Origin of the sequence: Pseudomonas saudimassiliensis (genome assembly GCF_000939975.1) — a bacterium.
In the GTDB taxonomy this organism is placed as follows: Bacteria; Pseudomonadota; Gammaproteobacteria; order Pseudomonadales; family Pseudomonadaceae; genus Halopseudomonas; species Halopseudomonas saudimassiliensis.
The window spans coordinates 666,809-691,147 of sequence record NZ_LK391969.1 but is presented as its reverse complement, the minus strand read 5'-3'; the positions used below and the strand labels follow the sequence as shown (position 1 = coordinate 691,147).

Annotated in this window: 27 protein-coding genes and 2 tRNA genes; 20 read left to right on the top strand and 9 right to left on the bottom strand. The window is 62.3% G+C overall.

Annotated elements, in window-relative coordinates:
• The first annotated feature begins 1 nt into the window (after position 1).
• The 9 genes from gspG to bamD are packed head-to-tail and all read left to right on the top strand — an operon-like array spanning position 2 to position 5,948.
• Positions 2-475, top strand: coding sequence for a type II secretion system major pseudopilin GspG (gspG, locus tag VG99_RS03310; RefSeq protein WP_044498310.1), 474 nt, complete (start codon positions 2-4; stop codon positions 473-475).
• 2 nt (positions 476-477) lie between these two features.
• On the top strand, positions 478-1,023 hold the full coding sequence (gspH, locus tag VG99_RS03305) for a type II secretion system minor pseudopilin GspH (protein WP_052508681.1): 546 nt from the start codon (positions 478-480) through the stop codon (positions 1,021-1,023).
• A complete protein-coding gene (gene gspI, locus VG99_RS03300) occupies positions 1,001-1,402 on the top strand; it encodes a type II secretion system minor pseudopilin GspI (RefSeq protein WP_044498309.1) in 402 nt (133 codons plus the stop codon). Before gspH ends, gspI begins: the two co-directional genes overlap by 23 nt.
• A complete protein-coding gene (gene gspJ / locus VG99_RS03295; RefSeq protein ID WP_044498308.1) occupies positions 1,399-2,031 on the top strand; it encodes a type II secretion system minor pseudopilin GspJ in 633 nt (210 codons plus the stop codon). The genes gspI and gspJ overlap by 4 nt, the downstream gene beginning before the upstream one ends.
• Positions 2,028-2,831, top strand: a complete 804-nt coding sequence (locus VG99_RS03290) for a type II secretion system protein GspK (RefSeq protein WP_052508679.1) — start codon at positions 2,028-2,030, stop codon at positions 2,829-2,831. The genes gspJ and VG99_RS03290 overlap by 4 nt, the downstream gene beginning before the upstream one ends.
• Positions 2,832-2,843: 12 nt before the next feature.
• Positions 2,844-4,064, top strand: coding sequence for a type II secretion system protein GspL (gene gspL, locus VG99_RS03285; protein WP_044498307.1), 1,221 nt, complete (start codon positions 2,844-2,846; stop codon positions 4,062-4,064).
• Positions 4,061-4,549 carry a type II secretion system protein GspM gene (gene gspM, locus VG99_RS03280; RefSeq protein ID WP_044498306.1) on the top strand — a complete coding sequence of 163 codons (489 nt, stop codon included), beginning with the start codon at positions 4,061-4,063 and terminating at the stop codon, positions 4,547-4,549. Before gspL ends, gspM begins: the two co-directional genes overlap by 4 nt.
• Positions 4,546-5,301 carry a type II secretion system protein N gene (locus VG99_RS15445; RefSeq protein ID WP_052508678.1) on the top strand — a complete coding sequence of 252 codons (756 nt, stop codon included), beginning with the start codon at positions 4,546-4,548 and terminating at the stop codon, positions 5,299-5,301. Before gspM ends, VG99_RS15445 begins: the two co-directional genes overlap by 4 nt.
• Before the next feature lie 32 nt (positions 5,302-5,333).
• Positions 5,334-5,948 carry an outer membrane protein assembly factor BamD gene (gene bamD / locus VG99_RS03270; RefSeq protein WP_044498305.1) on the top strand — a complete coding sequence of 205 codons (615 nt, stop codon included), beginning with the start codon at positions 5,334-5,336 and terminating at the stop codon, positions 5,946-5,948.
• A 449-nt stretch (positions 5,949-6,397) separates the two neighbouring features.
• Here the strand turns inward: bamD and rdgC are convergent, their stop codons facing one another.
• Positions 6,398-7,315, bottom strand: a complete 918-nt coding sequence (gene rdgC / locus VG99_RS03265) for a recombination-associated protein RdgC (RefSeq protein WP_044498304.1) — start codon at positions 7,313-7,315, stop codon at positions 6,398-6,400.
• 194 nt (positions 7,316-7,509) lie between these two features.
• On the opposite strand from rdgC, the gene VG99_RS03260 reads away from it, so the two are divergent.
• The 3 genes from VG99_RS03260 (at position 7,510) to VG99_RS03250 (ending at position 9,390) form a co-directional block, all read left to right on the top strand.
• Positions 7,510-7,585, top strand: a tRNA-Val gene (locus VG99_RS03260).
• 13 nt (positions 7,586-7,598) lie between these two features.
• Positions 7,599-7,675: transfer RNA gene (locus VG99_RS03255), tRNA-Asp, on the top strand.
• Positions 7,676-7,764: 89 nt separating this feature from the next.
• The gene (locus VG99_RS03250; protein WP_044498303.1) at positions 7,765-9,390 is read left to right on the top strand and encodes an FMN-binding glutamate synthase family protein; all 1,626 of its coding nucleotides are present in this window, start codon (positions 7,765-7,767) and stop codon (positions 9,388-9,390) included.
• 102 nt (positions 9,391-9,492) lie between these two features.
• On the opposite strand, the gene VG99_RS03245 is transcribed toward VG99_RS03250, so the two are convergent.
• From VG99_RS03245 to VG99_RS15645, 7 genes are all read right to left on the bottom strand, one after another.
• Positions 9,493-9,954, bottom strand: coding sequence for a DUF4142 domain-containing protein (locus VG99_RS03245; protein WP_044501403.1), 462 nt, complete (start codon positions 9,952-9,954; stop codon positions 9,493-9,495).
• Positions 9,955-10,272: 318 nt separating this feature from the next.
• A complete protein-coding gene (locus VG99_RS03240) occupies positions 10,273-11,022 on the bottom strand; it encodes an alpha/beta hydrolase family protein (protein WP_044498302.1) in 750 nt (249 codons plus the stop codon).
• Positions 10,992-12,119: a DUF3182 family protein gene (locus VG99_RS03235; protein ID WP_044498301.1), complete on the bottom strand. Its 1,128-nt coding sequence runs from the start codon at positions 12,117-12,119 to the stop codon at positions 10,992-10,994. Before VG99_RS03235 ends, VG99_RS03240 begins: the two co-directional genes overlap by 31 nt.
• Positions 12,120-12,156: 37 nt before the next feature.
• Positions 12,157-12,414, bottom strand: coding sequence for a DUF2892 domain-containing protein (locus VG99_RS03230; RefSeq protein ID WP_052508677.1), 258 nt, complete (start codon positions 12,412-12,414; stop codon positions 12,157-12,159).
• A 10-nt stretch (positions 12,415-12,424) separates the two neighbouring features.
• Complete coding sequence (locus VG99_RS03225; RefSeq protein WP_044498300.1) at positions 12,425-12,799, bottom strand: Rho termination factor N-terminal domain-containing protein; 375 nt, start codon at positions 12,797-12,799, stop codon at positions 12,425-12,427.
• Between the two features lie 18 nt (positions 12,800-12,817).
• Positions 12,818-13,984, bottom strand: a complete 1,167-nt coding sequence (locus VG99_RS03220) for a zinc-dependent alcohol dehydrogenase (protein ID WP_044498299.1) — start codon at positions 13,982-13,984, stop codon at positions 12,818-12,820.
• Positions 13,985-14,010: 26 nt separating this feature from the next.
• Positions 14,011-14,226: a hypothetical protein gene (locus VG99_RS15645; protein WP_076939718.1), complete on the bottom strand. Its 216-nt coding sequence runs from the start codon at positions 14,224-14,226 to the stop codon at positions 14,011-14,013.
• 187 nt (positions 14,227-14,413) lie between these two features.
• Here VG99_RS15645 and ku point away from each other — a divergent pair, with 187 nt between their 5' ends.
• Together ku and ligD are read left to right on the top strand one after the other, a co-directional pair.
• Positions 14,414-15,289 (top strand): non-homologous end joining protein Ku, encoded by an 876-nt coding sequence (ku, locus tag VG99_RS03210; protein ID WP_044498297.1) that lies wholly within the window; start codon positions 14,414-14,416, stop codon positions 15,287-15,289.
• Between the two features lie 31 nt (positions 15,290-15,320).
• Positions 15,321-17,909, top strand: a complete 2,589-nt coding sequence (gene ligD / locus VG99_RS03205) for a DNA ligase D (protein WP_044498296.1) — start codon at positions 15,321-15,323, stop codon at positions 17,907-17,909.
• Positions 17,910-17,957: 48 nt separating this feature from the next.
• Here ligD and VG99_RS03200 read toward each other — a convergent pair whose 3' ends face one another.
• The gene (locus tag VG99_RS03200; RefSeq protein WP_044498295.1) at positions 17,958-18,293 is read right to left on the bottom strand and encodes a DUF3509 domain-containing protein; all 336 of its coding nucleotides are present in this window, start codon (positions 18,291-18,293) and stop codon (positions 17,958-17,960) included.
• 319 nt (positions 18,294-18,612) lie between these two features.
• Between VG99_RS03200 and VG99_RS03195 the strand changes: the two genes are divergently transcribed.
• The 6 genes from VG99_RS03195 to VG99_RS03170 all read left to right on the top strand — a co-directional run bounded on the left by VG99_RS03195 (position 18,613) and on the right by VG99_RS03170 (position 24,335).
• Positions 18,613-19,128, top strand: a complete 516-nt coding sequence (locus tag VG99_RS03195; protein WP_044498294.1) for a ferritin-like domain-containing protein — start codon at positions 18,613-18,615, stop codon at positions 19,126-19,128.
• Between the two features lie 138 nt (positions 19,129-19,266).
• Positions 19,267-19,431 (top strand): con-10 family general stress protein, encoded by a 165-nt coding sequence (locus VG99_RS03190; protein WP_044498293.1) that lies wholly within the window; start codon positions 19,267-19,269, stop codon positions 19,429-19,431.
• 129 nt (positions 19,432-19,560) lie between these two features.
• Complete coding sequence (locus VG99_RS03185) at positions 19,561-20,730, top strand: hypothetical protein (RefSeq protein WP_044498292.1); 1,170 nt, start codon at positions 19,561-19,563, stop codon at positions 20,728-20,730.
• Between the two features lie 10 nt (positions 20,731-20,740).
• Entirely contained in the window at positions 20,741-21,460 is a 720-nt protein-coding gene (locus tag VG99_RS03180; protein ID WP_044498291.1) for a ferritin-like domain-containing protein, read from the top strand.
• Between the two features lie 51 nt (positions 21,461-21,511).
• Positions 21,512-22,366, top strand: a complete 855-nt coding sequence (locus VG99_RS03175; protein WP_044498290.1) for an SDR family oxidoreductase — start codon at positions 21,512-21,514, stop codon at positions 22,364-22,366.
• The gene (locus VG99_RS03170; RefSeq protein ID WP_420848275.1) at positions 22,359-24,335 is read left to right on the top strand and encodes an alpha-1,4-glucan--maltose-1-phosphate maltosyltransferase; all 1,977 of its coding nucleotides are present in this window, start codon (positions 22,359-22,361) and stop codon (positions 24,333-24,335) included. The genes VG99_RS03175 and VG99_RS03170 overlap by 8 nt, the downstream gene beginning before the upstream one ends.
• Positions 24,336-24,339 lie beyond the last annotated feature (4 nt).

Sequence of the window (24,339 nt, the reverse complement as noted above, 5' to 3'; positions counted from 1 at the left end):
TATGCCTACAGTACGAAAAGCATCCCTTGCACAACGCGGTTTCACCTTGATCGAGGTCATGGTGGTGGTGGTCATTCTCGGCATCCTCGCCGCTGTGGTGGTCCCGCGGGTCATGGACCGGCCCGATCAGGCGCGGATCACCAAGGTGCAGAACGACATCCGCGCCATGGAAAGCGCACTGAACCTGTACCGGCTGGACAATTTCAACTATCCGACCACCGAGCAGGGGCTACGCGCCCTGGTAGAACGGCCGAGCGGCAACGATACCGCCCGGAACTGGCGTGCCGGTGGCTATATCGATCGCCTGCAGACCGACCCCTGGGGCAATGAATACCAGTACCTGCGCCCGGGGCGGGATAACCGGGAATACGACCTCTACAGTCTGGGCGCCGATGGCCGCCCGGGCGGCACCGATGCCAATGCCGATATCGGCAACTGGAACGTGGAACAGCCCGAGGGCGAGCGGGGGAGATAGGCTTGAAGACACTCGCCGGGTCGCCACACCAAGCCCAGCACGGCTTCACACTGATGGAGCTGCTGGTCGTGCTGGTGTTGATCGGTATCGTGGCGGGGCTGGCCAGTCTGTCCATCGGTGATGGCGCCGAGCGCCAGTTGCGCTCGGAGACCGAGCGGCTGGCCGCGACCCTGAGTCTGGCCCGGGATGAGTTGCTGATCACCGGCCAGTCGGACCGCGCCTTGGGCTTGCGCCGCGATGGCTACAGTTTTCTCGAGCTGGTGATGCTGGATGACAGCACCCGGGAATGGCGGCCCCTGGTCGATCCGCAACTGGGACCACGCCAGTTCGAGCAAGGACTGATCGAGCTGGAACTGGAAGTGGATGGAGAGCGTACACCGCTGCCGCAAACCCGGGGTTGGGAGCCGCATATCCGCCTGGGCAATACCGGTGAGATGACCCCGGCGCTGATCACCCTGCGGGTGCCCGGCAAGGATCTGGTCCGTCATATGAGAGTGGGCCTGGAAGGCCGCGTCGAGGTGCTGGATGCCATTCCCCAGCAAAACTAAAGGCGAAGCCGGATTCACCCTGCTCGAGGTGCTGGTAGCGCTGACCATTCTGGCGGTTGCGCTGGCGGCCCTGGTCAAGACCGGTGCCGACCACGCGCGCAACACCGCCTATCTGCAGGAGCGCACCCTGGCGCACTGGGCGGGGCAGAACCTGCTGACGGAATACCAGACCGGCATGCGCGCCATTGCAGAAGGCGGGCGCACCGGTGAAGTGACCATGGGGTCTTATCGCTTCGGCTTTGCGGTAGAGATGAGCGATTACACGGCCACATCGCCCTTTCCACTGCCGGCGGTCAAGCGGGTGGACGTGCGACTGTGGCTGGCGGACCGGGGTGAAGATGCCCAGCGCGCCACGGCCAGCGGGTTCATGTTGCCATGAGGCGCTTGGTGAACGGCCGGCAGTCCGGTTTCACCCTGCTGGAAATGCTCATCGCCATGGCGGTGTTCGCGGTGATGAGCGTGGTGGCCTACCAGGGGCTGCGCGCCGTGCTGAGTGCGGATTTCATTACCCGGGAGCAGGGGCAGCAGTTGGCGGATCTGCAGGTCACCTTGAGTGTCCTCGAGCGGGACCTGGCCCAGGTGGTGGATGTCACCGTGCGGGATGAGTTCGGCGATCCGTTACCACCGCTGCGCCTGCGGCCCGGCGCGGATGAGCACCTGCTGGAACTGGTCCGGGCCGGCGCCGGCGGCGAGCAGCGGCTGCGGCGTACGGCCTGGCAGATCACCGACCGCGGGCTGGAGCGTCGCCTCTGGCCCGGGGTGGATGTCGTGGATACCAGCAGCATGCGCATCCGTCCCTTTGCGAAACTGGCAGACGAGCAGCGCCTGCTGGGGGCCAACAGCGCCTTTGTGTTCATTGTCCGCACGCCGTCCGGGTTGGAGCGGGTCGAGGCCTGGCCATTGCCGGACGCCGATCCAGAGGCAAGCGGTCTGCCGGTGGCGGTGGAAGTGGTACTCGATCTACCCGGTCTGGGTGAGATTCGCCGCATGATGGCGGTGGGTCTATGACGTTGCGTCGGCAGCAGCAGGGTGTAGCGCTGATTACCGCGCTGCTGGTCATGGCCCTGGCGGTCGTCGCGGCGGTGGGGATGGCGATGCGCGGCCAGGCGGATATACGCCGGACCTCGGCGGTATTCGAGCGGGACTTCTCGCGCCAGGTTGCGCTGGGTGCGGAGAACATGGTGTTGCAGCTGTTGGAACGGGCCAAGGGGCCCCAGGATCTGCTGTGGGAAACCTGCCGGTCGCCGGTGCTGCCGTTCGAGGTGGATGGCGTACGGCTGGAGGCAACGCTGGATGATATGCGCTGTCGCTATAACCTCAACGCGCTGGCCGGCGCCGACGAGACCGAGCAGGCGTATTTTGCCCGGCTGGTGGACCAGGTCGGTCAACTGACCGGGGCGCGGATGCCGCCGGGCGCCCAGTTGGCGATGGCCGTGAGTGACTGGATGAATCCGGAGACCGATGACCCGGCCTACCGGCTTGAGGTACCAGCCCGGGTCTCGGGCAACCGGCCCATGGTGGTGGCGTCGGAACTCAACAGCGTCACTGGCATGACGGCCGAAGCCTGGCAGGCATTGGCGCCCTGGGTAACGGCCTATCCCGGCGCGGCCAGCCCAATCGATATCGAGCGCAGCCATGAGCTGATGCAAGAGGTCTTCGCGGATCGCGCCGCCGGGGACAATGCGCCCTGGTACATGCGTTTGCAGATCATGGCGGAGTTTGGCGAGCGGCGGTTTTATCAATGCACCTTACTGGATGCACCTAATGGAAAAGTGGTTCTCAGAGAACAGACGGCCTGCGAGCCATGAACGGATGACAACATGCTGATAGTGCTATTACCCGATACGCCGGGTCCGGCGGACCTGCATTGGTGGCGTACCGGCCGGGACGGTCGGCTGGAGGAGTCGGGTCAGGACAGCCTGGCACAGCTGCGCAGCCGGTTCCCGGCCGAGCGGCTGCGGGCGCTGGCACCGGCCACCGCAGTGAATCTGTACCGCGTGGCCATTCCGGTACGCCGGGCCGCGGCGGCGCGCGCTGCGCTGCCCTTTGCCCTGGAAGACCAACTGGGCCAGGAACTGGAAGAGCTGCATCTGGTAGCCGGCCCACCCAGGGCCGATGGCCGCTTTGCCGCCGCGGTTACCGAGCAGTGCCATATGGCGGCCTGGATCGAGCACTGCCAGGACGCTGGCTGGCGCCTGGAGGCATTGTTACCCCAGGCCAGCCTGCATGACGACATGCTGCCGGAGGCAGGACTGAGTGTGCAGCCGTCACCCTGGCCAGCCGCGGCTGACCAGGCCCTGATCACCAGCGTCGATCAGGAACCGGTGCTGGTCGAAACGGGCATGCTCGGCTTCTGGCTCAAGCAGCGGCTGGCACAGCTTGATGAGACGCAGCGAGTGCTCGAGCTCAGTGGCTATCAGCTGGCGGAACTGGGGCTCAGCGAGGCCGACTGCGAGGTGCGCCCATTGGCACGGCCAGCCACCCTGGAGGCCGCCCTGGCGCGTTGCCAACAGCCTGCCCGGGCGCTGAACCTCCTGGTCGGCCCCTACGCCAATGGCATGGCCACGCCGCCCTGGCGCAAGTTACGCCCGGTGATGGTCGCCGCCGGTGTGTTGCTGGTGGTATTGGTCGGTCAACTGGCATTGGAAGGCGCCATTCTGTCTGGCGAGCGGGAGCGGCTGCTGACCGAGATTGATCAACTGTTTGACCGCACCTTGCCGAACAGTCGTCGGGTCGACCCGGTTACCCAGTTTCAGCAAGCCCTGGCCGGCGAGGCTGGAACCTCGTCCCTGAATGGCACCGGTAGCTTGTTGTATGACGTACTGGCCGTGGTCGGCGAGGGTGAAACCGGCCGCATCCGCCAGTTCCGCGCGACACCCACCGAAGTCGAGCTGGAGCTGCAGCTGCCGTCTTTCGCTGAGCTGGAAGGCATACGCAGCCAGCTGGCGGCCGGGGCGGGGTTGAGTGAAACCCTTCAGGGTGCCGATTCCGGCGCTGATGGGGTAACGGCGCGGCTACGCGTGCAGCGAGGTGAATTATGAGCGCCTGGTGGGCGGGGCTGGCCCCGCGGGAACGCATCGTACTGGCCGGCGGCGCGATGCTGTTGGTGCTGGTGGTGCTCTGGTTGATGATCTGGGAGCCGCTGGCGCAGAAGCGCGAGCAACTGCGCGCGGATATCAGCGCCCTGACGGCGGATCTCAGCTGGATGGAGCAGGTCGCCAGCCAGGTCAAGCGCCGGGCCGCCCAGCAGGGCAGCGCGAGTAATGGCGCAGCGGCCGGCGGGTCGGTATTGACCCTGGTGGAGGTGTCAGCCCGGGCCGCTGGTCTGCGCGAGTCACTGGAGCGGGTGCAACCCGAAGGGCAGGGCGCGCGCCTGTGGTTCAATGAGACCAGCTTTGATGGGCTGCTGCGCTGGTTGGCCGAACTCGAGCAGCGCCATGGGCTGCAGATCAGCCAGCTCGCGGTGGACGCAGGTACAGCGCCTGGTGTGGTATCGGCGCGGGTGCTGGTGGAGCCGCGCCAATGACCAAGCGATGGAATATCAAGGCCCTGCTGGCCTGCGCCCTGGCGCTTTATCTGGTAACCCTGCTGTGGAACCTGCCCGCGGCCTTCGTCTGGAAACGGCTGGAAGGGCAACTGCCCGCCGCCGTGACCCTGCATGGATTGACCGGTACTCTGTGGTCCGGGCAGGTAGCGCGAATGGAAGTGGACGGCGTGGACCAGGGCCGGCTCGTATGGGATTGGCTGCCGTCACATCTGCTGCGGGGCAAGATCGGTCTTGACCTGCTCTGGCAGCCACGCAACGGCAAGGTCGAGGCAGAGTTGACCGCCGGTCTCGGCTCGTTGACGCTTAGCGCGATCAACGGCACCCTGGATGCAGCGAGCATGGCGGCCATCAATAACGCGCCCTTCGTGCTGCGCGGGGCCTGGCTGCTCGACGTGCCCGAACTGGCATTGGAAGATTTCGAGTCGGTAGTGGCAGCCAGCGGCCGGCTGGTGTGGCAGGATGCGGCAGGCGGTTTGCCCCAGGCGCTGCCCTTCGGACACCTCACCGCGACACTGGGAGCGGCCGAGGGCTGGCTGACCCTGGACCTGCAGGATCAGGGCGGCCCGCTGGGGCTCATGGGCGATGCGCGCTGGCGCCCGGGCCAGGCAATGAAGCTCAATGTGCAGCTGCAGGCGCGAGCGGACGCCGAACCCATGCTGGCCGAGGGGCTTGGTCTGCTCGGCCGGCCGAACGCCGAAGGCTGGGTGACTTGGCGCGCGCAGTTGCAATGAACGAACAAGACCAAGATGGCAGAGGATATTCGATGCGTTTATTAGCAGTGCTGTGGTTGTCGGTGGGGCTGGTGGGGTGCGCCAGCACCGGCTCGCCGCAACGCAGTGAAGAGGGACTGATCGATGCCCGGGCCAAGATCAGCATGGGCCGCTGCGACACCAAGCTGGTGGCGGACCTGCGCAAGCACCCGGTGCCGGAGCTGGACCAGCAGGCGGCCTATGTGTGCCTGCAACAAGGGGAGGTGAAGGCGGTGGAAGCCCTGCTCGAGGATTACCAGCAGCGGCATGTGGAGCCTCCGCATCCGGATTACTCCGCCTACTTGCTGACGCTGGCGCAATACGCCCGCTTCGAGATGGCCGCCGAGGATGATGTGCTGCGGCTGAAGGAAGGCCGCAAACTCCATGCGCAGTTCGCGGACTTCGTCCGACGCTTCCCCGACTCCGACTATCGCACCGAGATCGCGCCGCGCCTGCACGAATTGCTGGAAGGCATGGCCGCGGCTGAATACCGGTTGGCGCTCACGGCCGCTGAAGCCGGTGACCGCGAAGGTGGTCGACAGCGCATGGATTACGTCGCCCGTTACTACCCCCACACCGAATCCGGCCGGGAGGCCCGCGCCTGGCTAGAGCGGTTGCAGGAAGAGTAACCGGGCCTTCGCCCTGCCAATCCGGTGTCCAAGCATGGTCACCGCGCGATCGGATGTAGGAAAGCGTGGCTGGAAACCAGGGCGCTGAGCGGAGAAAGCGGGCAGGGATGCCCCTGCGGGAACGACGTATTTCCGCAAGCGCGTCAATAGCGCGGCGGGTTATTTAAGCAGGTTTTTTCGGCAATTTTCAGATAATGACGCTTGACATTGTGCACAGCTGAAGGGCTCCACGGACAGCGGTGGGCAAGACTCACGTATAACTATCTGAAATATCTCGCTTGTTCGTAACTTATTGATTTAAATAGCAAATTCTATTGGTCATATTTTGATCATTTTAACTCGCAGCCACGTATTACTTGCTGCGGGACGAGTTTTAGGCAGGCTATCCACAGAGTTTTCCACAGGTTTTGTGGATAGCTTGCCCAAGCCCCGTAGACCATGGGTTCCGGTCAGATTCCCTGGGGAATATCCTCGCCACCCAGCGCAGCGGTCAGCGCTGGCAACAGCTCCGACAGGGTGCGGGACATGATGACAAAGCTGGCATCGAGTTGGCCGGCCATGTCGTCACCACCCTGATCATCAGCTTCATCGCGCAGCAGTTCCTCAAAGCGCAGCCGTTTGACCGCGAGCTTGTCGTCGAGCGTAAAGGACAGCTTGTCGTGCCAGTGCAACGCCAGCTGGCTGACCTGCTTGCCGACGGTCAGGTGTTGCTGGATCTCGTCGCTGGATAGGTCCTGACGCTTGCAGCGGATAACACCGCCGTCTTCGCCGGTATCACGCAGCTCGCATTCGTCGGATATCAGCAGGCCTTCTGGCGCCTGGCCGGTCTTGACCCAATCGGTCATGCAGGCAGCGGGCGCCATCTTCACGTTCATCGGGCGTACCGGCAGGCTGCCGGTGCCTTCGCGCAACAGGCTGAGCAGGTCTTCGGCCCGTTTCGCGCTGGAGGTATCCACCGCGATCCAGCCTTCCTGGGGCGCAATGCAGGCCAGCGTGGTCTGGGTGCGGGTGAAGGCGCGGGGCAGCAGGGACATGACGATCTCGTCCTTGAGGGTATCGCGTTCCTTCTTGTAGACCTTGCGGGCATCGCGGGCTTCGATTTCTTCCACCTTCTCGGCCAGGGCGTCCTTCACCACGCTGCTGGGCAGAATGCGCTCTTCCTTGCGCAGCGCCACCAACCAATAACCATCGGCTACCTGCAGCAGGTTATCCGAGTGGCGACCGAAGGGCGTGGTCCAACCCAGGGTGTGGGTTTCCTGGCTGGCGCAGGGGCGGGCGGGGCGCTGCTCAAGGGCGGCAAGCAATTCTGCTTCGGTAAAGGGTACAGACTGGCTGAAACGGTAGAGCAATAGGTTACGAAACCACATGGGCATTCCTTGTGATGGTGCGTGTATATGAAAAGGGGAGTTGGCAGGGCGGCCATTATTGCGCGTGGGGCAGTTTTCAGCCAGTCCCGCCGGACGGCCGCATAACATATTGAAAGAAAGCGGGATTTATTTCACAAAAGGTATTGCCAGACGGGGTAAACCTGCCTAGAATGCGCCCCACTTCGAGAGCAAATGGGTGATTAGCTCAGCTGGGAGAGCATCTGCCTTACAAGCAGAGGGTCGGCGGTTCGATCCCGTCATCACCCACCACTCGAGGTAACGCGCAGCGGTAGTTCAGTTGGTTAGAATACCGGCCTGTCACGCCGGGGGTCGCGGGTTCGAGTCCCGTCCGCTGCGCCATATCCGAAACCCTCGCATCGAGAGATGCGAGGGTTTTTTCGTTCCGGGGCCTGCTAGACTCGATAGCAAATTTGTTATCGGAAGCCGGAATGAAATTGCCCTTGTTTGGTCGCTATACCTTCTTCGCCCTGTGCGTCCTGTTTACCGCACTCAGCCTGCCATTGCTCCCCAGTACCCCATGGTTGTGGCCGTTTACCCTGCTTACCGGTGCGCTGACCCTGGTGGGGGTAGTCGATCTGCTGCAACACAACCATGCTGTGCGGCGCAATTATCCCATCCTCGGCAACATTCGCTACCTCGTCGAAAGTATCCGTCCGGAAATTCGCCAATACCTGATTGAAAGTGATAACGAGCAGTTGCCCTTTTCCCGGGCGCAGCGGTCGCTGGTCTACGCACGATCCAAGAACGAGACGGCGGACACGCCCTTCGGCACCCTGAAGGACGTCAACCTGACCGGGTACGAGTTCATCAGCCATTCGATGTTGCCGGTGGTGCATGGCAATCCGGACGAGTTTCGCGTCACCGTTGGCAATAGCCAGTGCCGACAGCCGTATTCGGCCTCGGTGCTGAATATCTCCGCGATGAGTTTCGGCTCCCTGAGTGCCAATGCGATTCTCGCCCTCAACAAGGGCGCCAAACTCGGCAATTTCGCCCATGACACCGGGGAGGGGAGTATCAGCCCGTACCACCTGGAGCACGGCGGCGATCTGATCTGGGAGCTGGGCAGCGGCTACTTCGGCTGCCGTGATGAGAACGGCGCCTTCGACCCCGAGCGCTTCGCCACGCAAGCGCGCCGGCCTGAGGTAAAGATGATCGAACTCAAGTTGAGCCAGGGCGCCAAGCCGGGGCACGGGGGCATTTTGCCCAAGCACAAGATCAGCGCGGAGATTGCCGCCACCCGCGGCATCCCCCAGGATCAGGACTGCATCTCGCCCGCGCGGCACGCGACCTTTTCCACGCCTGTCGAACTACTGCAGTTTCTCCAGCGCTTGCGCGACCTGGCGGAGGGCAAGCCGGTCGGCTTCAAGCTCTGCCTGGGTCACCCCTGGGAATTCATGGCCATTGCCAAGGCAATGCTGACGACCGGCATAGTGCCGGACTTCATTGTGGTTGACGGCAAGGAAGGCGGCACCGGGGCGGCGCCGCTGGAGTTTACCAACCATCTGGGTGTGCCCCTGCGCGAGGGGGTGATGTTCGTGCATAACACCCTGGTCGGGGTCGGGCTGCGCGACCAGGTGCGCATCGGTGCCAGCGGCAAGATCATCAGCGCCTTCGATATTGCCTCGGTCCTGGCGATCGGCGCGGACTGGGTTAACTCCGCGCGGGGCTTCATGTTTGCGGTGGGTTGTATTCAGTCCCGTACCTGCCATACCAATCGCTGCCCGACCGGGGTGGCTACCCAGGACCCGCTGCGCCAGCGCGCCCTGGTGGTGCCGGACAAGGCGCAGCGCGTCTACCATTTCCATCGCAACACCATGGTCGCCCTGGCGGAAATGCTGGCGGCAGCTGGCTTGTCCCATCCCTCCCAGCTGGAGCCGCATTTTCTCGTACACCGGCTGTCTGCCACCGAGATCAAGTTGTACTCCCAGATGCATGTCTACCTCAAGCCGGGCGCCCTGCTCAGCGGTGAGGTGGAAGGGGAGTTCTATTGCCGCATGTGGTCCATGGCGCAGGCGGACAGCTTCGAGCCAGCTACGCCGGCGGCTGCCAGTTGATCGGGACCCGATTCTTGGCGTTGTAGGGCCCTGTGGCCGTCCGGTATTCCAACGCAAACAAAAAGGCCCGGCATATGCCGGGCCCGTGTTGACCGATCAGAATCAGTCTTCGGGGGTGGCTTCAACCAGCGCCTGGGCCCCTTTCAGGTGTTCCTTGAGCTTGGGCAGGGTTTTCTTGGCAAAGGCGGCAATTTCGGCGTCTTCCGAGCGGGCAGCCCGTTCAAACAACTCGATGGTTTGCTCATGGGCTACGACCTGGTTATTGGCGTAGGCCGCATCGAAGGATTCACCATCACGTGCATCCAGGATCATCGCCTTGGCCTTGTCCATGAGGGTCGCCTCATCGGAGATTTCCAGGTTCTTGGACGCCGCCAGCTCAGCCATCTTTTCGTTGGCTGCCGCATGATCCTTGATCATCATGTTGGCGAATTCCTTGACCTTCTCCGAGGTCGCCTGCTCCAGCGCCAGGCGTGCGGTTTCGATTTCCGCCACGCCCTTGGCCGAGGCTTCCTCCAGGAATTCTTCGGCATCAACGGTGCCTTCGGCGTTATTCATGCCGGCCATGCCACCGTCCACTTCCTGATCGCGAATCGCGCCGGTAGTGTCGGCGCTACCACCATCGCCAGTAGTCTCGGGCGTGCCGGTCGGCCCGGAGGTCTGGGTGGAGCGATCGATATTGGCGGGTGCGTCCTGAGCCTGGACGGCAAGGGTGGTGCAACCCAGGGCCACTGACATGACAGCGCAGGCCAGTAGATTCATATGCGTCGGTTTTTGAGTTTTATCCATGATGTCACCTCTGCTACTTGGGTATGTATTAAATAGATGAATTCTCGGTCCGTAAGGTTCAACCTAAATCGCGGATCTCACCGGAGAAGCACGTTGTCATGTCAGATGGCCGACCCGATCGCCAATGATCATTTCGGTAATCCAGCTGGTGAGGATACTGGTATAGGCCTGCTGACAGCGTTCACTGGATAACCCATGGTCGGCGCCGTCGATGATGCGGTGGGTCATTGAATGGGCTTTGCGGCAGGACGAGCGGTAACTCATGATGGTTTCGTGGGGCACATGCTCGTCGTGCTCGGACTCGACGATCAGCACATCCCCCTCGAAGGTGGCACAGGCGCCGAGGGCGCGATTGTCCAGCGGGCCGAGCAGGCTCTGCCGGTAGCGCATCAGCTGATCGCGGTCGAGCTGCTGCTTGGGCAGATTCCACTGCTCGTCCCAATACAGTGCCGGCACTCGCATCGCCAGCCAGCGGACCGGGCGCAGGGTAGTCAAGATGGCCGCCAGGTAGCCCCCATAGCTGGTGCCGATTACGGCAATACGGCTGGGGTCGACAGCGGGGTGGGCCACCAGGCGGTCGTAGGCCACCAGGATATCTTCCAGGTTATGGCCGCGGGTGACCGTCTGTTGCTGCACCCGGGTCTTTTCATGGCCGCGCAGGTCGAAGGTCAGGCATACGCAGCCCAGGCCGGCTATGCCCTTGGCCCGCATCATGTCCCGCGTCTGGCTGCCGCCCCAGCCGTGCACGAAAAGAATGCCGGGCATCCGCTCCTGGAGGGTGAGCAAGGTACCGGCGATCTGCTCGCCTTCTACAGTCAGTTCGATAGTTTCACTGGTTGCTGCCATGTATTTATCCTTACGCCAATGGTGATGGGGCCGGTGGCTGGCGCATCGCCCTGATAGAGTACCGTGACACCTACGGGGATATCCGGTGCTGCGCCGTAGGCCTCCCAGCTGGAGGCACATAGACGTTGCAGCGACGGGTCGGCGGCCAGCGCCACCAGGCCGTGAATTTCCGCGCTGCTGGCCCCGCCGATACGCCAGGACTGTTCCAGCACGCCAGTGCACTGCCGGCCCGCTGAATCCCGCCCCACGGCGACATCGTAGTTGCGTCGGGAGGCAAGAAAGCCGGGAAAGGCCTGCTCGGCCGCCTGCTCGTAGCGGCGGGCCTGATCGATGAGTTGACCGGTCAGGGGGTCGGTTATCTGTTGCAACAGGGCGTCATAGTCGCCGCGCACCAGCCATAGATCCGATCCGCCGTAGACCGCAGCGCCATCATTGGCGGTGGTCAGCTGCTGCTGGCCGAAGTAGCTGGCGACCTGCCCGCCGACCCGGACCTGCCCGACGCTATAGGTGCGAACGTCATTGAGGTTCCGTTCCAGCACAAGGCCTTCCTGGTCTACTGCCGTCGCATCCAGGCCGGTCAGCCAGGCGTCCAGCTCAGCCAGGGTGCGGATGACCTGCTGGCCCCGCCCAGCCCTGGCCATCACTTGCTTACCCCGAACCGGACCCTGTTGCAGCAGCCGCTCGCCAGCGCGCCGTGCATCGTCCAGCGTGAAGGCACTGAAACCGGGCAGCACCGCATCGCCGGCCAGTTGCATGAACTGCTCAGTCCAACCGACTGGCGCGCGGGCCTCAGGGCCGATCAGAGGATGGGAGATGGCTTTGCTGGCCATGAAGGGAAAGGCGACCAGGCCGCCAAAGAAATCCTGCTCCGTCTGGATGCCCGACTGGGGGGCGACCAGGGTGGTATCGGGAATGGCATACAAGCTGGGATCATCCAGCGACTGGCCGGTGCGAACACCTCTGAAGGGCAGGTTCAACAGGCCGGCCAACTGGCCGGCGAGGTGACTACGTACCTGGGTCTCGTGGGCCGACCCCGGGCCATCGGTCAGCAGTATGACAACGCCTGTTTTATCCGGCGACTGGACTTTGTTGGACATTCTTGCCTCGCTCGTCGGACTACTTTGCCGTTCCTGCTCAGCGTGGCGGCAGGGAAGGCGGGGTAATACGCTGGGCGCGCACCTTGCGCAGACGCTGCTTGGTCGGGCTGTAGCCGCGGGCGCCGCGGTACACGGCGGCGGCGCCCAGGGCCAGGTTGATCAGCCGCATCGGGCCGGGGCGGGTCAGCCCTTTACCGATGAGCAGCAGACCACCGCCAATGGACAGCCACTTTTCCATGGCGGTGACATTGGTGGTGGCCGGTTTGTGGGTCAGTTCGCGTAATAGTCGATTCATACCAGCCTCGTCAGTTGGTCTTGCGCAGCGCAGAAACCAGCTCCTGCTTGCGCATGGTGGAGCGGCCCTTGATGTTCTTGGCCCGCGCCTTGTCCAGCAGTTGCTGCTTGGTCTGGTCTTCCAGCGAGGCGGAGCGCGAGCCCGCCTTGCGCGTGGCAGCGGCCTGTTTTGCCGAGTCGCTGCGGTCAGCCGCCTTGGCCTTCTCGGATTTCTTCTGTCCCGAGCCGCCACTGCGGTTGCCCCCGCCGGACTGCTTGTTGACCGTAGCCCAAGCGCGGGATTCTGCCTCCTCCTTCGGCACCCCCTTGCGTTCGTAACTCTTCTCGATATGTTCCGCCTTGCGCTCCTGCTTGTCGGTGTACTTGTCTTTGTCGCCCTGTGGCATGGTGGCTCTCCCGTTGCGTTAGGGGCGCAGGATGACCTTGCGGCACTCCTGCTCCTTGCGGTCGAACATCCGGTAGCCTTCTGCCGCCTGCTCCAGGCTCATGCGATGGCTGATGATGATGTCGGGGTGCAGGTCGCCCTGCACGATGTGGTCGAGCAGTTTTGGCAACACGGCATGCACGTGGGTCTGCCCCATCTTGAAGGTCAGCCCCTTGTCGAAGGCGTCGCCAAACAGAAATCCATGAATGAAGCCGGCATAGACGCCGGGCACGCTCACGGTGCCGCCACGGCGCACCGCGGCAATACTCTGGCGTAGCGCCTTGCCACTGCTGCCCTCGAGCTTTAGGGTCTTGAGTACTGTCTCGGTCGTGCTGCCCTTGGCTTCGAAACCCACCGCGTCGATCACCGCGTCCACCCCGCGCAGGCCAGCGGTGTTTTCGATGATGGCGGCGGCCGGGTCGTCGTACTCGTTGAAGTTGATCGGGATCACCCCGTAGGTCTGCCGGGCGAACTCCAGGCGATAGGCGTGGTGATCGACCATGAAGATCTGCTCGGCGCCGAGCATGCGCGCGCAGGCGGCGGCCATCAGACCGACCGGGCCAGCGCCGTAGATAGCCAGGCTGCTGCCCGGCTTCACCCCGGCGTTGACCACCGCCTGGTAGCCGGTAGGCAGGATGTCGGTGAGGAAGAGCACTTTTTCGTCATCCAGTTCCGCAGGGTATTTGAAAGGCCCGGCATTGGCCTTGGGCACTCGCACATACTCGGCCTGGCCGCCGGGTACGCCACCGTACAGATGGCTGTAGCCGAACAGCGCCGCCCCCGGCGGAATCTGCTTCTTGTTGAGGATGGCGCCGCGATCGGGGTTGGTGGTTTCGCAGGCGGCATGCAGGTCCATATTGCAGAAGAAGCAATCACCGCAGGCGATGACGAAGGGCACGATGACCTTGTCGCCCTTGGCGACCGCAGTCACCGCCGGGCCGGCTTCCACCACTTCGCCGAGGAACTCGTGGCCAAAGATGTCGCCGTGTTTCACCCGGGGAATCGAGCCGCGGTACAGGTGCAGGTCCGAGCCGCAGATGGCGGTCGAGGTCACCTTCAGGATGATGTCGTCGTCTTCGAGAATGGTCGGATCCGGTACGGTTTCAACGCGGACGTCATGGCTGCCATGGTAGGTGAGAGCTCGCATAGGGAATCTCCTGGTCGCTGACGGTATCAGGGTTGGTAGTTATGGCCGGGCTCGGAATCGGGATGCAGGATGGGCGTGACCTGGATGTCAGTGATCTGATCCGAGGCGGTACTGTCATGGCGGGCTTCGACATGGGCTCGGGCCTGCTCGGGGGTAAGATGATCCCCCGTACATTCCACCTCCATGCTGGTCGGTTGATTATCAAGAATATAGCTGATGAGAAATCGCTGTTTATGCCGCATGAATCGTCCTCCCGTTGCCTCCGGCGCGGCTATCGCCGCCGCCTATACAGGTACAGACCCTTGATGGGCGGGGGGTGGTTCATTGTTTTTTCGCTCCCGCTCCAGTGGTCGCGCCTGGCGCGCCGGGACCTGAACTTTTGCCGCAGCCGTCGGGTCATCCGTTAACAGTCGTCGGGAGCAGTGAGTCATGGCACGGGCAATCTGGAAGGGCGCAATCAGTTTTGGTCTGGTACATATTCCGGTGTCGCTGGTCTCCGCCACCAGCGCCAGCGGCGTCGATTTCGACTGGCTGGACGAGCGCACCATGGACCCGGTGGGGTACAAGCGGGTCAACAAGGTCACCGGCAAGGAAGTGGCCAGCGAGCATATCGTCAAGGGGGTGCAATTCGAGAAGGGCAGCTACGTGGTCATCAGTGACGACGAGATCAAGGCGGCGCTGCCGGAAGCCACCCAGACGATCGACATCTTTTCCTTTATCGACAGCGCGGATATTCCGCTGCTGCATATTTCCAAGCCCTATTTCCTGGCACCCGACAAGCGCGGGGAGAAGGTATACGCCTTGCTGCGGGAAACGCTGATCAGCACCGGCAAGGTCGCCCTGGCCCATGTGGTCGTGCGGACCAAGCAGAGCCTGGCAGCGCTGATGCCGCTCGACTCGGCCCTGGCGCTGATCATGCTGCGCTGGCCCTCGGAGGTGCGCAGCATTGCCTATCTGGATCTGAAAAGCAGTGTGACCGAGGCCAAACCCACCGCCAAGGAGCTGGATATGGCCAAGCGCCTGGTGGAGGACATGGCCGGCGAATGGGAGCCGGACGAGTACCACAATACCTTCGAGGAAGACATCATGGCGCTGGTCGAGCAGAAGGCCAACGCCGGCGAGATCCAGGCGGTAGAGACCGGCGGGCAGGACGAAGAACGCCAGAGCGCCGATGTGGTGGACCTGACCGAACTGCTCAAACGCAGCCTGGGCGGAGGCAAGGGCAGCAAGGGTGGCAAGACTGCCAAGGCCAGCGAGTCCAAGGCCTCGAGTTCCGGTTCGTCCCGCAAGAAGAAGTCCGGTTGATCGCCCTTGAATCATCGACGGAGGATTGCCCATGGCCAGACCGCTGACCGAATACAACCGCAAACGGGACTTCGAAAAGACCCGTGAGCCGCCGGGCGAGACCGCACGGCGCAAGCGGGCAGCGGCGGGGTCCTTGAGCTTTGTCATCCAGAAACACGCCGCCCGGCGGCTGCACTACGATTTTCGGCTGGAGCTGGATGGCACCCTGGTGAGCTGGGCGGTCCCCAAGGGACCAAGCCTCGACCCCAAGGACAAGCGGTTGGCCGTGCACGTGGAAGATCACCCCATCAGTTATGGCAGCTTTGAAGGCAGTATCCCCAAGGGCCAGTACGGTGGGGGCGATGTCATCGTCTGGGATCACGGCATCTGGCAGCCCCACGGCGACCCGAGCAAGGCCTATCAGGAGGGCAAGCTGAAGTTCACCCTGATCGGCGAGAAGCTGTCCGGGGACTGGACCCTGGTGCGCACCCGGCTGCCTGGTAACAGCGACAAGGAGCAGTGGTTGCTCATCAAGGAGCGGGACCAGGCGGCGCGGCCCGCCGACGAGTACGACGTGGTCCGCGAGCGCCCCGAAAGCGTCATATCGGGCGCGGTCATCGATGAGAAGACCGGGCGCACGCAGCCGGCCGCCGGCACCGCCAGGGCGAAGCCCCCGAGTAAAACCAAAACGGACCCGCGGCCTGCCGCGGCCAAGGGCGGCAAGGGCACGGGTAAAAGTGCCAGCAAGAGTGCCAGCAAGAGCGCCTTCCCCCAGACCCTGTCCCCGCAATTGGCCACCCTCGCCAGCCAGCCGCCGGCAGGGGATTGGCTCTATGAAGTCAAATATGACGGCTATCGGGTCATGGTGCGTTTCGACGCCAAGGGCAAGGTCACCATCTTCACCCGCAACGGCCACGACTGGAGCGCGAAACTGCCGGAACAGGTCCGGGAATTGGGCCAGCTCAAACTGACCAGCAGCTGGCTGGACGGTGAGCTGGTGGTGCTCAACGAGGACGGCCTGCCGGACTTCCAGGCGTTGCAGAATGCCTTTGATACCAAGAGCACCCGGCAGATGCTGCTCTTTCTGTTCGATGCGCCCTTTTTGCAGGGCGAGGATTTGCGCCAACAGGCCGTGGAAGGCCGCCGCGGGGCCCTCCAGGAAGTGTTGGCAGAGCATCAGGGCGAGCTGCTGCGTTTCTCCGAGACCTTTGATGCGGATTATGTATCCATCTTCCGCAGCGCCTGTGCCATGTCCCTGGAAGGCATCATCGGCAAGCGGGCCGGCAGCCCCTATGTGTCCCGCCGCAGCGCCGACTGGATCAAACTCAAATGCAAGCAGCGCCAGGAATTCGTGATCATCGGCTTTACCGCGCCCAAGGGCAGCCGCAGCGGGTTTGGCTCCCTCCTGCTCGGGGTACATGACGAAGCGGGCAAGGAGCTGCGTTATGCCGGGCGGGTCGGTACCGGCTTCAACCAGGCCCGCATCACCGCCATCCATCAACAGCTGCAGGCCTTGCAGCAGAAGGAGCAACCGGTCGCCGGCAAGGTGCCGGATGCCCGCACCGCGACCTGGGTCAAGCCGCAACTGGTCGGCGAAGTGGAGTTTGCCGAATGGACGGGCGCCGGCGTGATTCGCCAACCGGTCTTTGTCGCCCTGCGCAGCGACAAGCCCGTTGAGGAGATCGTCCGCGAACAGCCTGCAGCGCCCGAAGAGGTGGAGAAAGTCATGGGTCGCAAACGAGTGTCCGGCAAGGTTGCCGGCGTCAAGATCAGCAACGCCCAGCGGCAGATCGATGAGCAGAGCGGCGCCACCAAGGGTGATCTGGCGGAGTTCTACGAAAGTATCTGCGACTGGATGATGCCCCACCTGGCCGGGCGTCCGGTGTCCCTGCTACGCGCGCCGGAAGGGGTGGGTGGCGAGCAATTTTTCCAGAAGCACGCCGAGCGCCTGGCCATTCCCAATATCCGCCATCTGGACCCGGCGCTGGATCCCGAGCATGGCAGCTACATGGAAGTGAACAACGTGCGCGCGCTGATCGGTGCGGTGCAGATGGGCACTATCGAATTTCATACCTGGGGGGCAGGCAGCAGCCGGATCGACCGCGCCGACCGGATCACCCTCGACCTCGACCCGGATCCGGACCTGCCCTGGAAGAGCATGCTCGACGCCACCCAGCTGGTGCTTGCGGTGCTGGACGAGCTGGGGCTGGAAAGCTGGTTGAAAACCAGTGGCGGCAAGGGCATGCACATCATCATCCCGGTGGCGCGGCACCTCGACTGGGAATCAGCGAAGGCCTTTAGCCGCGCGATCTCAAGCTTCATGGCCAGCCAACTGCCAGACCGCTTCACGGCCAAGATGGGGCCGAACAATCGGGTCGGCAAGATTTTCATTGATTACCTGCGCAACCAGTTCGGCGCCAGTACGGTCGCTGCTTATTCGGTCAGGGCGCGGCCTGGTCTGCCGGTATCCGTGCCCATCAGCCGGGACGAACTCCCGGAGCTGCGCAGCGCCGCCCAGTGGCATATCGGTAATCTGCAACAGCGGCTGGCCGGGCTGTCGGGCGATCCCTGGGCCGATTACCACAATCGGCAGCGCATCAAGCAGGACCATTGGCAGCAGCTGAACGCAAAAGCCCCCTGATCTTCAGGGGGCTTTTTTGGGGCTGTCCTTGGCTGTGTCAGCCGGGCCTCAGTGCGCTGAGCTCTTCAGCGCCAGGCGGCGTCTTTCCCAGAGGCTGGCTGCGCGGGTCTTGTGCAGCCGGCCATTGTTGTAGGTAGGTAGATTGGAAACATCGATGGTGCCGATCACTTCCCGGGTGGGCGATTGCCCCTTGGCCAGCATGAGATCCAGTTGCACCCGGCGCAGAAGTTGATGGGCGCCCTTGGAGTCGCTGGGCAGTACACGTCTGAGCTCTTTGCCATCTGCCGATTTCACTATCAACACAGCGCTGCCGTCAGGTCTCTTCTGCGTGGAGATATTGCAGTCCGGTAGCGCTGCACGCCATACGCTCATATCGGTAAGCATTGTGTCCTCCAGATTGGTTGGTAGTGGATTCAACTTAGACGAGGCGACCGAGATTGCAAATCGGCGGGTGATTAATCCGATGGAAGGAGAGCCGATATTGGCTTCCGCGAAGTTGGATAGCCGAGGTTACCGATTCGTTATGGAATATCGTCTGGCCAGCAATCTGATATTGCGCTACACAGAAAACGCCATGTTTCATTTATGTGTCGTACTGTCCCCAAGCCGCAAAATGTTACATCGGGATACTTCCTCCAACTTTATGCAGGTTCATTTGTCACAACCAATGCGGCCCAAGTTTAACCGCAACGGAGGAAAACCCATGAGTACCCAACAACCCCAAGAACACCTGCTGGACTGGCTGCGCGACGCCCATGCGATGGAGCAACAAGCGGAAACGATGCTGTCGTCCCAGTCCGCCCGGCTTGAACACTATCCGGTGCTCAAGGCGCGGATCGACCAGCATATTCAGGAAACACGCGGTCAGCAGGAACGTCTGGAAACCTGTATCAAACGGCTCAACGGCAGCCCCTCCACGATCAAGGACATCGGCGGCAAGCTGATGGCGATGGCCCAGGGTGCTACTGGCATGATGGTCAGTGACGAAGTGGTGAAGGGTGCCATGAGCGGATACGTATTCGAGCACATGGAAATCGCGTCCTATACCATCCTGATCGCGGCTGCCAAGGCGGCGGGCGACATGCAGACGCAACAGATCTGTGAGCAGAATCTGCAGGAGGAAGTCGCCATGGCCGAATGGCTGTTACAGCATCTTCCCGAAGTTACCCAAGCCTTCCTGGCACGTGCGGCCAATCCCGATACTGAAGCGAAACGGTAGCAGTTATATCCAAAATGAACATGATGATTATTGGATATAAAAAAGATCTGAACGAGTGATGTAACACTTTGCCTATTAATAGTGAGTTCCGTGATGGGACTGCTAGCTAAACCCAAGTAACGAAACGGGAGTAGAGAAATGGCTGAACATCGTGGTGGTAAAGGCAACTTCGCTGAAGATCCCAAGCGTGCATCGGAAGCGGGCAAGAAGGGCGGACAGAACAGCGGCGGTAACTTCAAGAATGACCCGCAGCGTGCATCGGAAGCCGGCCAGAAGGGCGGTGAGAAGAGCCGCCGGAACTAAGTCTACTGCGGTGGGGGAGTAATCCCCCGCCGCTTTTTCAACCCGAGAATCTCTCGATAAGTTCTCCATGTTTGCAGTTTTTATCCAGAGCTTTTTCTTTACTAACAACACGCCCTCGAAGGAGGCACCATGCACGGTCTTTCCGGAATTCTAGATAACCAGGGCACTCCCCTCGAAAAGCAACAATTCACCTGGAAGGAAATGGCCAGTCGGCCGATCAGCAAGTTGGATGACGATGCGTTTACCCGGGTGCGGATCATCCTCATGAACGGCGTGGAGCAGGATGCGCTGCGGCTCAAGCACCATCTTGCGCGTTTCGATAAGCGTCTACAGCTCCCCCTCGCCCAGATACGTCGTGTCGAGCAGCATCAGGCGACCGCCGTCAATTGGCTGCTCTCGGCTGACCATTCGCCACTGGAAACCACCATTGCCTATGAGCAGGTAGCCATCGAGGTGACCGCTGCCGTGGCGCAGAACGAACCCGATCCCTACCAGGCGCAGACCTACCGGTTCGGCCTGCTGGAGGATTTCGACCACCTGTATCGCTATTCCGCCATGCTCGACCGCCTGGAGGGCAAGGACGCGAACAATATCCTGCAGGGTTATACCGACCTGGTGCCGGGGCGCAAGACCTCCGAGCACCACCGTGCGCCGGAAAGCGACCTGCGGGAAAACTATGACAAGAACAACGCGGCGCTGATCACCAAGATCCATGCGGCGCTGATTACTGGTGCCGAATACCAGACCCATGACTACTACATGAATATTGGTCCGACCTTCACCGATCCGGTGGCCCGCATGCTGTACGCGGAAATCGCCTCGGTGGAAGAGCAGCACGTGACCCAGTACGAATCGCTGATGGACCCGTCTGAAAGCATCATCGAGAAATGGCTGGTACATGAAGCGATGGAAGTTTACACCTACGCCAGCTGTGCGGAACAGGAAGAGAACCCGCGGATCAAGGCGTTGTGGGAGCGTTTCCTGGACTACGAGCTCGGCCATCTGAATGTCGCTTGCGACGTCTTCAAGCAGATCGAGCGGCGCGACCCGGCGGAAATCCTGGGTGGCACCCTGCCGACCATGATCCAGTTCAAGAGCCAGCGGGACTTCGTGCGCAAGGTACTGGCCGAGGAAACCGATCTGCGCACCTCCGGCAGCGTCTTCGTGCCCAAGGAACAGGAAAGCCCGCTGTCCTTGGAATATCGCCGGCATATCAACTCCGAAGGTGTTGCCTCGGATATCGCCTCGGCTGGCTACAACTGGATGCCGGGTACTGAACTGAACCGCAAAACCCCGTGAGGACATGACAATGAATAAAGCAGCCAAACTCGGACACAACTTCACCGGGGCCCAGATGTCGCCCGACGATACGGCAAAGATGGTCGAATACGTGGGAGAGCGCCCGGCAGACATGCCGGGGGACGCCACTGATCTGGCCCGAGCCCGTGAACAGATGAACCGGGAAGAGGGCGATGTCGGTTCGGTGCCGATTCCCGGCTCGGTCAAGGGCATGCTGAAAAGCACCTTCGACAAGATGCTGGGTAACAACCCGGAAGTGCTGATCGATAAGCTGGGCGAACGCCTGGCCTATGAGCGCACCGGAGTACGCCTGTACGAGGCCCTGATCGCCAAGGCCGCCGCCTGCGAAACCGGTTCGGAGCTGATTCCCACGCTCAAGCAGATCCGGGACGATGAAGAAGCCCATATGTTCCTGCTGATCGAGGCAATCGAGACCCTTGGCGCCGACCCTACCGCCCAGACCCCCTGTGCCGACCTGACCGGGGTACTCGGTTCCGGAGCGCTGAAGGTCATTACCGATCCGCGCACCAACCTGGCCCAGGCCCTGAACGCCATGCTCACCATCGAGCTGACGGACAACGCCGCCTGGGAATTGCTGATCAAGCTGGCCGACGACAGTGGCCACGCCAATATCGGCAGCAGCTTTACCCATGCCCTGACCGAGGAGCAGCGCCACCTCAACACTATCCGTTCGCTGCTGGCTCGGGAATTGGGGATCGCCGGGGCCTGATGAGCCCCGGTTGTAACTGCGCCACTTTCTCTGGTTCTACAGGAGGGCTTCATGAGCGAGAAACAGACTCCACCACCTCAGCAGCAGGAGCAGCCGGGTTCTGAAGAGCAGATGCATCCGCAGCCGGTGTTCATTTCCGAGGAATACCGGTCCGGCGGCAAGTTGCAGGGCAAAGTTGCCGTGGTCACCGGCGCAGACAGCGGTATCGGCCGGGCGGTCGTGGTGCATTTCGCCCGGGAGGGCGCCAAGGTCGCCTTGCTCTACCTCGACTCCCATGAGGACGCGCGCAAGACCGAAGAGGAAATCCGCAAGGCGGGCGGCGAAGTGATTACCCTCGCGGGGGACGTTGCCGACGAAGGCTTCTGCCAGAAGGTGGTGCAGGAGGTAACCGGAAAATGGGGGCGGATCGACATTCTGGTCAACAACGCGGGTGAGCAGCATCCGCAGGAGAAGCTCGAAGATATTACCGCCGAGCAATGGCAGCAGACATTCCGCACCAATATCTTCGGCATGTTCCTGCTGACCAAGGCCGCTCTGCCGCACATCCCTGAAGGCGGCTCCATCATCAACACGACCTCCATCACTGCCTACAAGGGCAACCCGATGTTGATCGACTATTCCTCCACCAAGGGGGCAATCGTCAGCTTTACCCGCTCGCTGGCCATGAACCTCGCGGAACGGGGCATTCGGGTCAATGGCGTTGCGCCGGGTCCGATCTGGACCCCGCTGATACCCTCGACCTTTACAGCGGAACAGGTCTCCGAATTCGGCGGCAGCACGCCGATGGGCAGGCCCGGTCAACCAGCGGAGCTGGCACCCGCCTATGTCTACCTGGCGTCCAGCGACTCGTCCTACGTCAGTGGGCAGGTACTGCACATAAATGGAGGCACGGTCGTCAATGGATGAGCCGCTATCGGTCGAACAGGCTGTCAGCCTGCCACGGATAGCCATCGAGTCGATCATGCCGGCGGTGGAGCAGGGGGAGTATGCAGCCAAGGCGCTGCAAGGGCGGCCCCTGACCCTCTCCACTGTGCTGGTCTGCGATGGCCATGGAAAATTGGCCGGTGAGATCATCTGGCGCCGCAGCGCGGATGTCGACACCTGGCAACGGGTGCCGCTGGAGCATCAGGGCAACGATCTCTGGCAAGCTGAGCTGACCCCCCGTCAGACCGGCAAACTGTATTTCGCCGTGGAAGCCTGGGTAGATGCCTGGGCCTCCTTTTCCGATGAACTCAACAAGAAACACCTGGCGGGTGTGCCCGTGGGGTTGGAACTGCAGGAGGGCGAGCGCCTGCTGCAGGATACCCTGGAGCAAGCTGATCCGGTGCATATCGACATGCTCCAGGAGCTGTTGGTGGCCCTGGCCGAAAGCCGGGATGACCACGCGCGGGTCACCTTGCTGCTCAGCAGTCACACCCGCGACATCATGCGCCTGGCGGGTCAGCGCGCGCACCTGGTACGCAGCGCGGAATATCCGTTGGATGTGGAACGCCCTCTGGCTGAGTTCGCCAGCTGGTACGAGCTCTTCCCGCGTTCGGAAACCCGCGACCCCAACCGCCATGGGACCTTTGACGATGTCATCCAGCGACTGCCGGATATCGCTCGCATGGGGTTCGATGTGTTGTATTTTCCGCCGATCCATCCGATCGGACTGACCCATCGCAAAGGGCCGAATAACAGCTTGCAGGCTGGCCCGGATGATCCGGGTAGCCCCTACGCCATCGGCAGCGCCGAGGGCGGCCATGATGCCGTCCATCCGCTGCTGGGCGACCTCGATGACTTCCGTCGGCTGGTCACCGCGGCTCGCTCCCACAAGCTGGAGATTGCCCTGGACTTCGCCATCCAGTGTTCGCCGGATCACCCCTGGCTGCGGGAGCACCCCGGCTGGTTCAACTGGCGCCCCGATGGCACCATCCGCTACGCGGAAAACCCGCCGAAGAAATACGAAGATATCGTCAACGTGGACTTCTACGCCGAAGATGCCATGCCGGGGTTGTGGCTGGCGCTGCGCGATGTTGTGCTGTTCTGGGTAGAGCAGGGCGTTACCCTGTTCCGGGTGGATAATCCCCATACCAAGCCCTTGCCCTTCTGGGAATGGCTGATCGCCGATATCCGTCACCGGCATCCCGATGTGATCTTCCTTGCCGAGGCCTTCACCCGGCCGGCGATGATGGCGCGGCTCGGCAAGATCGGCTTCAGCCAGAGTTACACCTACTTCACCTGGCGTAATACCAAGGAGGAGTTGGAGAGCTACTTCACCGAGCTGAACGAGCCGCCATGGCGCGACTGCTACCGGCCCAACTTCTTCGTCAACACCCCGGATATCAACCCCTACTTCCTGCAGCGCTCCGGCCGGGCGGGCTTTCTTATCCGCGCCGCGCTGGCGACCATGGGGTCGGGCCTGTGGGGTATGTATTCCGGCTTCGAGTTATGCGAAGCGGAGCCAGTGCCCGGAAAGGAGGAATACCTGGATTCGGAGAAGTACCAGTTGCGGCAACGGGATTGGAATGCACCGGGCAATATCATCGCCGAGATTGCCCGGCTCAACCGCATCCGCCGCAACAACCCGGCGCTGCACAGCCACCTCGGCCTGCAGGTGTACCACGCCTGGAACGACAACATACTCTATTTCGGCAAGCGTACCGCGGACCTGTCGAATTTCATCCTCGTGGCCATCAGCCTGGATCCCTTCAACGCCCAGGAAGCGCACTTTGAACTGCCGCTATGGGAATTCGGTCTCAATGATGACGCCAGCACCCATGGCGAGGACCTGATGAACGGCCACACCTGGTTGTGGCATGGCAAGACCCAGTGGATGCGTATCGAGCCCTGGAACCTGCCCTTTGGAATTTGGCGTATCCGCCCCGCGGCCTGAGGTA

Coding starts and splice junctions, on each gene's coding strand:
- VG99_RS15645 (WP_076939718.1), bottom strand. CDS start 14,226: ATGCGGCATAAACAGCGATTTCTCATCAGCTATATTCTTGATAATCAA.
- VG99_RS03245 (WP_044501403.1), bottom strand. CDS start 9,954: ATGGCCGGCATGAATAACGCCGAAGGCACCGTTGATGCCGAAGAATTC.
- VG99_RS03190 (WP_044498293.1), top strand. CDS start 19,267: ATGGCTGAACATCGTGGTGGTAAAGGCAACTTCGCTGAAGATCCCAAG.
- VG99_RS03220 (WP_044498299.1), bottom strand. CDS start 13,984: ATGCGAGCTCTCACCTACCATGGCAGCCATGACGTCCGCGTTGAAACC.
- ku (WP_044498297.1), top strand. CDS start 14,414: ATGGCACGGGCAATCTGGAAGGGCGCAATCAGTTTTGGTCTGGTACAT.
- gspL (WP_044498307.1), top strand. CDS start 2,844: ATGCTGATAGTGCTATTACCCGATACGCCGGGTCCGGCGGACCTGCAT.
- VG99_RS03175 (WP_044498290.1), top strand. CDS start 21,512: ATGAGCGAGAAACAGACTCCACCACCTCAGCAGCAGGAGCAGCCGGGT.
- gspI (WP_044498309.1), top strand. CDS start 1,001: ATGCCATTCCCCAGCAAAACTAAAGGCGAAGCCGGATTCACCCTGCTC.
- gspM (WP_044498306.1), top strand. CDS start 4,061: ATGAGCGCCTGGTGGGCGGGGCTGGCCCCGCGGGAACGCATCGTACTG.
- VG99_RS03225 (WP_044498300.1), bottom strand. CDS start 12,799: ATGCCACAGGGCGACAAAGACAAGTACACCGACAAGCAGGAGCGCAAG.
- ligD (WP_044498296.1), top strand. CDS start 15,321: ATGGCCAGACCGCTGACCGAATACAACCGCAAACGGGACTTCGAAAAG.
- gspJ (WP_044498308.1), top strand. CDS start 1,399: ATGAGGCGCTTGGTGAACGGCCGGCAGTCCGGTTTCACCCTGCTGGAA.
- VG99_RS03250 (WP_044498303.1), top strand. CDS start 7,765: ATGAAATTGCCCTTGTTTGGTCGCTATACCTTCTTCGCCCTGTGCGTC.
- bamD (WP_044498305.1), top strand. CDS start 5,334: ATGCGTTTATTAGCAGTGCTGTGGTTGTCGGTGGGGCTGGTGGGGTGC.
- VG99_RS03240 (WP_044498302.1), bottom strand. CDS start 11,022: ATGGCAGCAACCAGTGAAACTATCGAACTGACTGTAGAAGGCGAGCAG.
- VG99_RS03200 (WP_044498295.1), bottom strand. CDS start 18,293: ATGCTTACCGATATGAGCGTATGGCGTGCAGCGCTACCGGACTGCAAT.
- VG99_RS03185 (WP_044498292.1), top strand. CDS start 19,561: ATGCACGGTCTTTCCGGAATTCTAGATAACCAGGGCACTCCCCTCGAA.
- VG99_RS03195 (WP_044498294.1), top strand. CDS start 18,613: ATGAGTACCCAACAACCCCAAGAACACCTGCTGGACTGGCTGCGCGAC.
- VG99_RS03230 (WP_052508677.1), bottom strand. CDS start 12,414: ATGAATCGACTATTACGCGAACTGACCCACAAACCGGCCACCACCAAT.
- VG99_RS15445 (WP_052508678.1), top strand. CDS start 4,546: ATGACCAAGCGATGGAATATCAAGGCCCTGCTGGCCTGCGCCCTGGCG.
- VG99_RS03170 (WP_420848275.1), top strand. CDS start 22,359: ATGGATGAGCCGCTATCGGTCGAACAGGCTGTCAGCCTGCCACGGATA.
- VG99_RS03235 (WP_044498301.1), bottom strand. CDS start 12,119: ATGTCCAACAAAGTCCAGTCGCCGGATAAAACAGGCGTTGTCATACTG.
- gspG (WP_044498310.1), top strand. CDS start 2: ATGCCTACAGTACGAAAAGCATCCCTTGCACAACGCGGTTTCACCTTG.
- rdgC (WP_044498304.1), bottom strand. CDS start 7,315: ATGTGGTTTCGTAACCTATTGCTCTACCGTTTCAGCCAGTCTGTACCC.
- VG99_RS03290 (WP_052508679.1), top strand. CDS start 2,028: ATGACGTTGCGTCGGCAGCAGCAGGGTGTAGCGCTGATTACCGCGCTG.
- VG99_RS03180 (WP_044498291.1), top strand. CDS start 20,741: ATGAATAAAGCAGCCAAACTCGGACACAACTTCACCGGGGCCCAGATG.